The sequence below is a fragment of the Actinomadura sp. NPDC023710 genome (assembly GCF_040639875.1).
Taxonomy (GTDB): Bacteria; Actinomycetota; Actinomycetes; order Streptosporangiales; family Streptosporangiaceae; genus Spirillospora; species Spirillospora citrea.
The window spans coordinates 1-11,190 of the sequence record NZ_JBFAGB010000061.1; the positions used below are offsets into that span (position 1 = coordinate 1).

Below are 11,190 nucleotides of genomic sequence, written 5' to 3' on the forward strand. Positions count from 1 at the left end.
GGAGAGGCGGCGGCTTTTCAGAGGGGTGCCGCAGCGGGGGCAGGTAGGGGTCGGGGTGTCTCGGGCTCCGGTGAGCCAGGTTCTGCGGGGCGGGACGCGTGCGGCCTTGATGGAGTCGTGGAGGACGCGGCGCATGGCTCGGTGGAGGGTGGTGACGTCCGGAGCGGTCAGGTCGCGGGCGGGGCGTAGGGGGTTGATGCGGGCTCGCCAGCAGATTTCGTCGGCCAGGAGGTTGCCCAGGCCGGCGATGGCCGCCTGGTCCGTGAGGGTCGTTTTGAGGCGGCCTCGGTGGTGGGTGAGGGCGGCGGCCAGGTCGTCGCGGGAGAGGTCCAGGGCGTCCGGGCCGAGAGTTGCGAGGGTCTCGTCGGCCTCCTTGGTGGTGGCGGCCAGGCGGACGCCTTGGAGTTTGCGCATGTCGCGGTACCGGAGTTCGCCGTCGGGGAGTTCCCAGACGACGCGGTCGTGACGGTGGCGCGGCTCGTCCGGGCGGTGCCAGGTGAGTGAACCCGTCATGCCGAAGTGGAGCAGGACGACCGGGCCCTGCGCCGGGGCGAGCAGCCACTTGCCGTGGCGGTGCGGCTCCTCGAAGCGGCGGCCGCGCAGCGCCGTGCTCAGGCGCCGGGCGGTGACGCCGCGCAGGACGCCGGGGTCGAGCACCGACACCGAGGCGAACCCCGCAAGGAAAGAATTTTGGAACTCATAGTATATTGGACCAATACCTCACGGATGGAGTGAAGATTCATGATCCCTGGTAACCGGTGCGACGGGCACCATCGGGAGACCGCTGATCGGCAAGCTCACGGCAGAGGGCGTCAAGGTGCGAGCGGTCAGCTGTCACCCACACGACGTGAGTCAACTCGCGGGCGTTGAGGTCGTGAGGGGTAACCGGTCGCGGGCCGAGACGTTCATCCCGCTGCTGGAAGGCGTCACTGCCCCGTTCCTGCATCCGCGAGCCACTGGAGCCTGCCGCCGACCTGCTGGCGCTCGCAAAGGAACGGGTGTCGGACGGGTGGTGGTGCTCTCCGCCGTTAACGTGGACGACGACCTGTCCGAGCAGCCGTCCCGTTTCCTGGGTGACCGCAATAAAGAGGTCGAGCAGGCCGCTATTGAGAGCGGCCTGGATTGGGTGAGCCGGCGGTCATCCACAGTCGCCGCCAGCACCCTCATGGCCTGGGCGCCACAGGTCCGCGGTGCACGCGCTGCTGAACACTGGCCTGGACGGCACGAAGGTGCGGCTCACCGGGCCCGAACCGCTGTCACACGACGACCTGGCATCCATCACCGGCCAAGCCATCGGCCGGACGATCGAGTGCCAAGAGGTGCCTCCCGAGGTCCACAAGCAGGGCCTGATGCAGCGCGGCCTCCTCGAGCCGTTCCTCGACGCCCTGATCTCCCGGCACGCCCGCGGCGTGGGGTCCGCCGAGACCGTCAGCGGGAAGGTGGAGCGGATGCTCGGCCGTCCCGCGCGCACCTACGGCGACTGGGTCGCCGACCATGCCGACATATTCATGAACTGATAGTTCCCTCCGGCCGCCAGGCGCTGGGATAGCACCGGCCTGTGATTCCTTTCGATCAGTCGCACGCCACCCCCACCATCATCCGCACACCAAGGGACCATGAGTCATGAAAAAAGACGCGTTGCTCCGCCTGATTCGCTTCCTCAGCTTGACCTTCGGCGGCTTGTTCGCGGGATTCCTCGTATGCGTGCTCGTCCTGGAATCCTCCCTGCGTCAGTACGACCGTTCCGTATACACCCAGGTTCGTCATATCGAGCTTGATCGGCTGGACACTCTCGCCTCGGTCACGCTGATACCGGCGATGATCACCACGGTGGCGCTGGTCGCTGCCGCCGTTCGGACGCGAGGGCGCGTGTTCTGGCTGACGCTGGCGGCGCTCGCCCTGTTCCTGACCGCTTTCGTCACCACCCTCATCGTCAACCTTCCCATCAACAGCGATCAGGCCGACTGGAGCGTGAAGGCGCCGCCCGCGGACTGGGCGAGCGTCCGGGACCGCTGGCAGGCCGCTCACGCGGTACGGACCATCGCGGCCGTTCTCGCCTTCGCGCTGCTGGGCATAGCCGCAATGAGGAGAAAAGACACACCCGTCCTTGTGTCCGTCGATGAGCGCGGAACGACAGACCGGCCCCAAACAGTTGCTTGATGCGCCCGCAGCGCGGCGGCGGTGCGGAGCGTGCGCTCCAACAGGTCGGCTGTCGCCCACGCCGGCGGAGGCTGATGGTGCCGCCCGGCCCGTTCAGACGCACCACGGCGTGAAAGTGGATCAACCCGCGCCGCTGGTACTCGATCACGCGGGCACACGACAGGTCATCCTACTCGCGTTGGCCCGTCAGGGATCATGCGCTGGCCACCGGCCGTGGAATGGTCAGTTCGACCTGGTCGATGCGGGCCAGGGCCATGGCAAACAAGAGTGGCCTCGTTGACGGACCCCCTCAACCTAGGGGCTTCTGGCGTCGAGGACGGCCTCGGCATACATGCGGAGTTCGCCGAGGAGAATGTGAAGGGCGGTCGAACTGATGTTGATCTTGAGGGCTGCCGGCCTTGGTGGAGCGAGAGGGCTTTGCTGGCCAGATCCTTTCCCTGTTTCGTGGTGCGCCACCGCCGACTCGATGCGCCGGGGCATGACGGTGCGGATCGTTCCTCGATGAGTAGGTCGAGTCCGCACCCGCGTGATGCAGCCGGAAGGGCAGCGAACGCCAGCAACGCTGGGGACGCCACCGCCCCAAGGCCGCCTGACCAGATCCGGTGAAGGTTCGTGGTCACCGCACTAGGAGACACCGATACACATGATCGATGACCTTATTTGAGGGCGTTACCGGCGATCCGGCCGTTCGGCGCGGACCGCCTCGGCGTCGGCCGGTCAGGAATCGTACCGTCAGGTCCACAACTCCGCCGAGCGACGGGCCTGGCCGGCGCGGGCGCGGCACCGTGCCGCGCATCGCGCGACTCGGCGTCGAGTCTGGCGAAGGTCTGGGCCGCTTCTGCTGGATGATCGAACGGACGCTGTCCTGGCTGGTCGGCTACCCGGCGCTTGACCATCCTCCACGAACGCTACGGCCACCTGCTCTCCGCATCCTTCACCCTCGCCGCCGTGACCTGCTACAAGGGGCTCGCGAAGCTGACCGCGCACGACATGCCCTTTTAGGTCGCTGAGTTGTTTCCAATTTTCCTGGCGGTGGCGCGGGCGAAGTACAAGTAGAGCATTACCCACAGCGCTGCCCCCAGTGTTGCGCCGCTTACGACGGACGCTTGGAAGTGGCGTTCCACCGTCAGCCACGCCCAGAATAGCCAGGCGACGTTGCCCAAGAGCACCAGGTGCGGGCCACCGAACAAGCCGCAGAACATTGGAGGCACAGCAATCACGATGCCGACGAGAACTCCCATCACTGCGCCCCATCCGTCGGTATCGCCTAGCCCGACCACGAGGACTGGAATCAAAAGCAGCATCGGGACGAACGACAGCTCCTGAAGTCCGGGCGGGACCCGCATGGTGCCGAAGGAGGCTGCATCCCGGCCCAGTTCCTCGTAGTTGGCCACTGGAAGCGAAGCGGAGATGCGCCGTCGTCCGGCCAACCTGACCGCCAGGTCGATGACGGCGGGCACTCCGATCGTGATGCCGATGGCCGGCACCAGGGGGAAGAGGCTGGCCTCGTCGCCCCGACCCGCAAGCGTTAGGATCAGCTGTACAGCAGCCAGGAAGAACACTCCTACTCCGGCTGCCAGGGCCAGTAGGGCCAGCCAGCCGAGCAGGCAGCCCAGGGATCCAGACCAGGTCAATGCTTTCTGATCGTTCCCCGCCCCTGACCGCCCTTGGTTTCGCTGCTTCAAATTCCGGTTTCTCCGCTGCCCGGCCTTCCGGTCACTTCGTTGATTCGCTTTCCGGCCGTTCGGTCCCCTCGACATCAAGCCAGGCTAACCGCAAGGCCGGGTAGCGAAGGCCCGGCGCTGGTTGTCAATGCCCCCGGGCGGAGATCTCGATCTTCTCCAGGAATGCGGTGTGGTCGAGGCCCCGATCGGCCAGGACCGGCATGTCGGACGCAAGCAGGTACAGCAGCCGGGAGGCATTCCCGGTCTCGGTCGGCCACCAGCCCGAACATCGCCCCGGCCCACGCCCGACTACCAGTCTCCAGCAGCACCTCACCCAGATGCCCAGGCCTCCTTCGGGGCCTCGCAACGGAAGGACCCCCGGTGAGCTGCGTTGCCCCGCCTTGGTGCTGGCCCTTGCCGTGGCCCCGGGCGTCACTCCCGTGACGCGGCGGGAGGTTTGTGGTTGCCTGCGGCGACCACTGACCGGACCCCGACCCGCCTGCGCCGATGGTTCAACCCGCGCTCATCGACCCAGCTGCCGGATCGGCCGGCGGGTAGGGGTGGAGGTTCGGATGTGCCACAGGGGGAGTGGCATGCCGATGGGCAAGATCGGAGTGGCTTCTCAGAGACTCGGGTCGGGCCTGGCGCCTCTGGCTGCCCTGAGTTGGTGCGGTTGTCGCAACGCGGGCGTTGATTGCGGGCGATCGCAACGGACTCGATCTTCCCTGAGGTGCGCTGTGATGAAGCGAAGAATGCTGCCTGAACTGCGGCGTTGTTGAGAGGCGGCCTCCCCCGGGCTTGATTGGCCTTGATCGATCATGTTCACACTGAAAAGGCCGCTGGTTCGAACCCAGTATCGCCTATCCCAAGTTCGCGCAGGTCAGGGTGTTGTCTCTGACCTGATCTCGTGTCCCGATGACCGCTTCGTAGTCTCGGGAGCCAACGAGGGAGCCACAGTCCGCATGGCCAGATGCCCGAAGCGCTCACCTGGGCAGTCGATTACTGTGACCGCGTCGTCCGGGGACGGGGCTCAGGTCGGCGACAAAAGCCGCATCGGCCGCCTTGAAAGCCTCTTAACTTGCTTGGAGTCGGCGTTCTCGGCCCGCTGTGGTTGCGTCCACGCAGGTGGTGTATGTGTTTAACCTGGTCAGAGGGTGTGGCGTCGTGAGGTGAGACGGCCATCGCGTCCTCCTTCGAATCGACCAAGATCAGAAGGAGAGGAACGCGATGGCCGTGGACAACAGTGTGGACCCTGCGGGCTGGCTGGCCGAGCAGATCGGGGCGTGTGAGCCCGATGCGGTGTGCGGCGCCGGCTACGGGACCGTTCGGAGGAGCGGGTCAACCGCCGCAACGGCTACCGGGTCCGGGACTGGGACACCCGCGCCGGCACCGTGGAGCTGGCGATCCCCAAGCTGCGCAGCGGGTCCTACTTCCCCGAGTGGCTGCTGGAACGCCGTCGTCGGGCCGAGCAGGCCCTGGTTCGGTGGTGGCCACCTCTTATCTGCTGGGCGTCAGCACGCTTCGGGTGGACAAGTGGTCGAGCAGATGGGCATCAAGGGCATCTCCAAGAGCCAGGTCTCGGAGATGTCCAAGGTGCTGGCCGCCCAGGTCGCCGCGTCCCGCTACCGCCCTTTGGAGGGCGGACCGTATGCGTTCGTATGGGTCGATGCCCTGACCCAGAAGGTCCGCGAGGGCGGCCGGATCGTCAACGTGCACGGGCTGGTGGCCACCGGCATCAACGCCGACGGGCACCGCGAGATCCGCGGGGTCGAGGTCACCTCGACCGAAGACGGCGCCGGGTGGCTGGCGTTCCTGCGCGGGCTGGTCGCCGGAGGCCTGACCCGCGTCCAGTTGGTCATCTCCGACGCCCACGCCGGCCTGGTCTAGGCGATCGGATCCACGCTGCCCGGGGCGGTCTGGCAGCGGTGCCGCGCGCACTACCTGCGCAACCTGCTCTCCCGCGTCCCCAAGTCGGCGCAACCGTGGGTGGCCACGTTGGTGCGCACCATCTTCGACCAGCCCGCCGCCGAGGAGGTCCACGCCCAGCACGCCCGCGTGGTGGCCTCGCTGGAGGCCAAGCACCCCGACGCGGCCGAGCACCTGGCCGAGGCCGAACCCGATCTGCTGGCCCTCACCGGCTTCCCGCGCCAGCTCTGGCGGCAGATCTGGTCGAACAATCCCCAGGAACGGCTGAACAAGGAGATCCGGCGGCGCACCGACGTGGTCGGGATCTTCCCCGACCAGGCCGCGACTGTCCGCCTCGTCGGCGCCGTCCTGATGGAGCGGACCGACGAGTGGACCGAGGCCCGCCGCTACATGGGCCTGGAGTCCATGGCCAAAGCCCGCCTTCGAGTAGTCGAGGGCAACACACCCGACCCCGAGATCGACCAGCGAGAACTCACCGCTTAACCTGCAGAAACAGGATCACGTGGAGATCAACTCTTGCACCACTCCGCTGGACGTGACCGTTGTTCACCCGCCTTCTCGCGCGGCTCTTCTCACGGCTTCGCACGTCCGTGCGGCAGGGGCCGGAGGCCACCCGGTCTACCTGCCGCCCGACGCCCCGCCCGCCCCTGAATCGCTGGGCCGGATCGGTGTCCGACGGAGACCGACCGCGGCCATATGAACATTTCTCACCTCATGAGGAGACACATGCCTGTCAACGACGCCCATATCCCTGCGCCTGGCGGCACCACTGTGCTGGCCGGCCGTACCGTGGCCCGGATCGGGTTCGGTGCTATGCAGGTCCCCGGGCCTGGACGTCCCGTACCGCCGTCCCGGGAGCAGTCCCTGGCCGTGCTGCGCCGCGCGATCGCTTTGGGCGTGAACCACATCGACACTTCTCAGTACTATGGTCTGGGCCTGGCCAACGAGCTCATCCGTGAGGCGCTCTCGCCCTACTCCGAGGACCTCGTCCTGGTCAGCAAGGTCGGCGCGGACGACCGGCCGTCCGGCCAGATCGCGCCCGCCCAGCGGCCCGAGCAGCTACGCGACGGGGTCGAGCGCAACCTGGCCGCTCTGGGTGTGGAGCGCCTGGATGTGGTCAATCTGCGGATCCTGGACACCCGCGTGGACGGCAGCCCGGCAGGGCCCGACCAGCAGGTGGCTCTGGACGACCAGCTCGCCGAGATGACGGCCCTGCGCGACGAGGGGAAGATCGGCGGAATCGGGCTCAGCAACATCACCGCTGATCAGCTGAACCAGGCCCTGCCCGCAGGCATTGCATGCGTGCAGAATCAGTACAGCCTGCTGGACCGCTCCAGCGAGCCCCTTCTGCAGATCTGCCGGGACAACGCCATCGCCTGGGTGCCCTTCTTCCCCCTTGGGTCGGCCTTCCCAGGCTTCTCCAAGGTCACCGAACACCCCAGCGTGATCGCAGCCGCCACGGCCGTGGGTGCCACACCTGCGCAGGTAGGCCTGGCATGGCTTCTGGCCACCTACGACAACACCCTGCTGATTCCCGGCACCGCCAGCATCGACCACCTGGAGGAGAACATCGCCACCTCCCAGGTCCGGCTCTCACCGGAGATCATCCAGACGCTGAACAACGCGGCCACCACCTGATTCAGCAGCGCAAGGCGCAACAACCACCGTGGGTGCCACTACCGGCAGACCACCTCTGCCCGGTCAGTCGCGACAAGTGAGGATCGCGGTGTCGGTTCGGTGACAGGTGCCGGCCGGGTCAGCGAGGCCGGCCAGCGCGGGTGCGCACGGCGGCGCGGCTCACCCCGCGGGTACGTGCGAGGGACGCGGGGGAGGACCCCCTCCCGAGGAGAGCCTCCCTGACTTCGTCGCGGCGGATGCCGGCGAGAGCGGGTGGGCCGGACGCGTCGGCCCGCTCGTTCTGCAGGTCGCGGTCAGCCCCGGCCAGCCGGTGCCGGCCAGGACGTCGGCGGTCGCCCGGACAACGTCCGAGACCCACGGCGGATGCAGCTTCTTCGGGGGCGCCGCTCCATGATCGCGGGCACATGCCGTGCCGCCGCACTCGGCGTGAGCGGTCCTCCACGTCCACACCCTTCGAGCCCTGGCCTGGCGCTCGGAGTTCGGCTCGGTCCACCACGGGGACGAACGCATCACGGCGGCCGCACTGGCGACGGACCGACGCCTCTGGACCCTGGTGAGTGACAAATCAGTGACCTCCCTTGACGTCATTTCGACGCCGTCGACCGGCACCGCCGAGTAAGTGGCCGGGCTCGCGGTAGGAACTCTGCCTCAGCGTTCTTCTCTACGGAGGCACAGATGGACATCGGGATCGGGCTTCCCAACACCGTCCCTGGAACCGAAGGCGCGGCCCTTACCGACTGGGCACGTCGGGCCGAGGACGCGGGGTTCAGTACCCTCGGCACGATCGGCAGGCTGGTGTACCCGACGTTCGACGAGCTGATCGCCCTTGCCGCCGCCGCGGCGGTCACCAGCCGGATCCGGCTGACCACCAGCGTGCTCCTCGCTCCGCTGCATTCCAACACCGCGCTGCTGGCCAAGCAGGCAGCCTCGCTGGACCGGCTCTCCGGCGGGAGGCTGGTGCTCGGCCTCGGCCTGGGCGGACGTGACGACGACTTCGCGGCCGCCGGGGTGCCCACCAAGGGCAAGGGCCACCGCCTGGAGGAGCAGTTGGCCGAGATGAAGGAGATCTGGTCCGGCAGGCCGTACGGGGACGGTGGTGCGATCGGGCCCAAGCCGGTCCGCGAGGGGGGACCCGAGCTCATCTTGGGCGGCTCGGCCGAGGCGAGTTTCGACCGGGTGGCCCGGCTGGCCGATGGCTGGATCATGGGTGGCGGCACCCCGGAGATGTTCGCCCAGGCCGCGGCGGCCGTGGACGCCGCCTGGCAGAAGGCCGGACGCGACGGCAGACCCCGCAAGCTCACGCTGGCCTACTTCGCGCTCGGCCCCGACGCCCGCGCGCAGGCCGACGCCTACCTGCTGCACTACTACGGCTTCCTCGGCGACATGGCCCAGCAGATCGCCGCGAGCGCCGCGATCAACACCGAGATGGTCAAGGCCTACGCGGCCGCGTTCGAATCGAGCGGCTGCGATGAGCTCATCTTCGTCCCGACCTCGTCAGACCCTGAGCAGATCCGCCTGCTCGCCGAAGCGATCGCATAGAACAGTCCTCGGCGCCGGCCGGCTCGGCTGTCGTGCGCCGTCATGGGTGATCAAACGCGGTGAAGCGAGGATGCGCTGGTGTTCCCGGGGCGGCTGCACGCGGCGCTGCACCCTCGCCGCAGGGGTCTGCCGGGCCTCCCTGTGGAGATCGATCACTCGGCGGCGGACGCCGCTCGCAGGTTCGTCGAACACGCACGGGAGGGCATCCAGGAGGCGCTCGACGACCCGCGGCTCCGACCCGGCCATGGTCGGGCGGGCGCGGCGTCACCTGGCCGGTGAGCCGAGCCCCATGGGCACGTCGTTGGTCGCCGAGCTCGCATGCCGCGGTCGTGACGACTTCTGGGAACGGTCGAGAGGCTTCGCCGAGTCCTGGCTCGTCGAGCATGGCCTGGCCTTCGCTGTCTGCGCGGTGATGGAGCAGAGCGAGGTCAGCACGTATGGAGGGCTCGGGTCCATGGTCGACAACTACCTCCTGGGCCCGTGGGGGGACGGCCGGAGTACGACAGAAATGGGCCGCGGGGGTGAGCGCGGCTGTTTAGGGTGATCGTCGTCGTGTTGGTGGCGGTCTTGGGGGTTTCGAATGACCTCGGTCGATCGGACTGCATATCCGAGCACCTGAAACCCGTTGCTCCACGACACCCGGCAGGCTCGGAGGTCACCCCTGGCGTGTTGAGCGCCGCACGGAAATCATCCCGCCGGACACCGGTACGGTGCGGTCCTGCTGGTCCACGCTCAGCACAAGCCGCCCCGCCCCCCGCAACGCGACGGCGTTGACCGCGACAACATCCACATCGACGGCGGCAGCGGTGCGGAGGCGTCCCGCCCGAAGCTCGACCTCGTCGGGCAGCTGCTGCGCGAGGGCGACACTTTGAAGGTGACCAGGCTCGACCGGCTCCCGCTCCGTCCTGCACCTGGTGACCCTCGGTGCCGAGCTGCGCGAGCGGAGTATCGGGCTGCACGTCATCGAGCAGCGCCCGACACCGCCACCATGGAAGGCCAGGCCATGTTCGGGATGCTGCCCGTACTGGCGGAGCCCCAACGGGAGCTGATTGTGGCGAACGGGCTCGCGTCCGCGCGGGACCGCGGCCGGGTCGGCGGGCGGGTCGGCGCGGACGCGAGCCCGAGCTCACCGGGGACCTGGCCACGCTCGCCCAACGTCTCTGCGACGAACGGGAAAAGAGCGTCCAACAGATCGCCGACATGTTCGGCGTGCCGAGGTCGACGGTGTACGGGCACCTCGACAAGACCAAGACCGTGCTCCGCCCGCAGGCCGAGCGCGCTGGTCTCCCACCCGACGTCGTGCACGGCCGCGAGCCTGTCCAACTGGGTCAGCGGCAGATCCCATTACCCGCCACCGTCCTTGCACGATCGGGCCCCCAACGCCAGGGAGGGGCCGGAGACCTCACACGCATCCGCACCGCGACCAAAGCGTTCGGCGACCTCGACGACCAATTCGGCGGTGGCCACGCCCGCACGGCCGCCGCCGCCTACCTCGCCCACTGCGTAGCGCCGCTGCTGCGAGGCTGGACCGGCGATTACCGGCGCCCCTCATATGAAAACCAGATCGGACTCACCTCACCCAGCTCGGCGACCACAAAGGCGCCGAAAACCACTACACCGCCTCCCTCAGCCGCCGCCGCCCCATCGAACGCCGCACCAAAGCACTCATCACCACCCGTCTGGCACTCGCGCAAATCCACCAGCGGCGCCCCGAAGACGCCGCGCACACCGTGCTCGCCCTCGCACCCGATCTGGCCGTCCTGACATCTGCGCGCCTGCACCAACGACTCACCAAAATCCGCCGAGCCTGGACCCACGCCCGTAGCGCGCCCCATGTGCGGGAGGCAGACCAGATCATCGCCGCCTACTGGCGCCCGCAGCACGACCGACCGCGGAAAGCCCTATGCGAGTGAAGGCACTCCCTGCGGCTTTGGCCTCCTGCATCTTCGTTGTCTCCCACGCGTTATACTGGAAAGTGCGAAACCCTCTCTTAATCGCGGCGGATTTGTCACCCGTCGGCAGAGGGCACGCAGGGAACGGCGGAACGGCCTTGGTGGCGGGAGCGCTTATCGAGCGTTCCACCTGGTGCATAAGGCCGCTCCGTCGTTCCTTTATTTGTGCGGCACAGGTATCGCCTCAGCACCGTGCACCCAGCGAGAAGAGCACGGGAACGCTGCGGCCGTGGGAGGGAGCAGGGGACGGGCGTCGATGTCAGGTTCATCGACGTCCGCAAGGTGCAGTTCGGCCGAGGTTACGCGGGGCG

General features: G+C 67.9%; 7 protein-coding genes and 4 pseudogenes. 8 read left to right on the forward strand and 3 right to left on the reverse strand.

Features of this window, described 5'->3' with window-relative positions:
- A partial coding sequence (locus AB0H37_RS41315; protein ID WP_360618095.1) for a DNA-formamidopyrimidine glycosylase family protein occupies nt 1-663 on the reverse strand: 663 nt, incomplete at its 3' end.
- Between the two features lie 85 nt (nt 664-748).
- Between AB0H37_RS41315 and AB0H37_RS41320 the strand changes: the two are divergent.
- The 3 genes and pseudogenes from AB0H37_RS41320 to AB0H37_RS41330 all read left to right on the forward strand — a co-directional run.
- Nucleotides 749-1,117 (forward strand): annotated as a pseudogene (locus AB0H37_RS41320) (NAD(P)H-binding protein); the annotation flags it as partial.
- A 73-nt stretch (nt 1,118-1,190) separates the two neighbouring features.
- The gene (locus AB0H37_RS41325) at nt 1,191-1,517 is read left to right on the forward strand and encodes a hypothetical protein (RefSeq protein WP_360618097.1); all 327 of its coding nucleotides are present in this window, start codon (nt 1,191-1,193) and stop codon (nt 1,515-1,517) included.
- 106 nt (nt 1,518-1,623) lie between these two features.
- A complete protein-coding gene (locus AB0H37_RS41330) occupies nt 1,624-2,160 on the forward strand; it encodes a DUF1772 domain-containing protein (RefSeq protein ID WP_360618098.1) in 537 nt (178 codons plus the stop codon).
- A 100-nt stretch (nt 2,161-2,260) separates the two neighbouring features.
- Here the strand turns inward: AB0H37_RS41330 and AB0H37_RS41335 are convergent.
- A pseudogene (locus tag AB0H37_RS41335) lies at nt 2,261-2,308 on the reverse strand (hypothetical protein); the annotation flags it as partial.
- Between the two features lie 622 nt (nt 2,309-2,930).
- Between AB0H37_RS41335 and AB0H37_RS41340 the strand changes: the two are divergent.
- Nucleotides 2,931-3,029: pseudogene (locus AB0H37_RS41340) on the forward strand (IS5/IS1182 family transposase); the annotation flags it as partial.
- Nucleotides 3,030-3,158: 129 nt separating this feature from the next.
- Here the strand turns inward: AB0H37_RS41340 and AB0H37_RS41345 are convergent.
- A complete protein-coding gene (locus tag AB0H37_RS41345) occupies nt 3,159-3,722 on the reverse strand; it encodes a hypothetical protein (RefSeq protein ID WP_360618100.1) in 564 nt (187 codons plus the stop codon).
- Between the two features lie 1,395 nt (nt 3,723-5,117).
- On the opposite strand from AB0H37_RS41345, the pseudogene AB0H37_RS41350 reads away from it, so the two are divergent.
- The 4 genes and pseudogenes from AB0H37_RS41350 to AB0H37_RS41365 form a co-directional block, all read left to right on the forward strand.
- Nucleotides 5,118-6,233, forward strand: a pseudogene (locus AB0H37_RS41350) (IS256 family transposase); the annotation flags it as partial.
- Between the two features lie 243 nt (nt 6,234-6,476).
- Nucleotides 6,477-7,388 carry an aldo/keto reductase gene (locus AB0H37_RS41355; RefSeq protein WP_360618101.1) on the forward strand — a complete coding sequence of 304 codons (912 nt, stop codon included), beginning with the start codon at nt 6,477-6,479 and terminating at the stop codon, nt 7,386-7,388.
- A 675-nt stretch (nt 7,389-8,063) separates the two neighbouring features.
- Nucleotides 8,064-8,927, forward strand: a complete 864-nt coding sequence (locus AB0H37_RS41360) for an LLM class flavin-dependent oxidoreductase (RefSeq protein WP_360618102.1) — start codon at nt 8,064-8,066, stop codon at nt 8,925-8,927.
- 790 nt (nt 8,928-9,717) lie between these two features.
- Nucleotides 9,718-10,434 carry a recombinase family protein gene (locus AB0H37_RS41365; RefSeq protein WP_360618128.1) on the forward strand — a complete coding sequence of 239 codons (717 nt, stop codon included), beginning with the start codon at nt 9,718-9,720 and terminating at the stop codon, nt 10,432-10,434.
- Nucleotides 10,435-11,190 lie beyond the last annotated feature (756 nt).

Coding starts and splice junctions, on each gene's coding strand:
- AB0H37_RS41355 (WP_360618101.1), top strand. CDS start 6,477: ATGCCTGTCAACGACGCCCATATCCCTGCGCCTGGCGGCACCACTGTG.
- AB0H37_RS41330 (WP_360618098.1), top strand. CDS start 1,624: ATGAAAAAAGACGCGTTGCTCCGCCTGATTCGCTTCCTCAGCTTGACC.
- AB0H37_RS41360 (WP_360618102.1), top strand. CDS start 8,064: ATGGACATCGGGATCGGGCTTCCCAACACCGTCCCTGGAACCGAAGGC.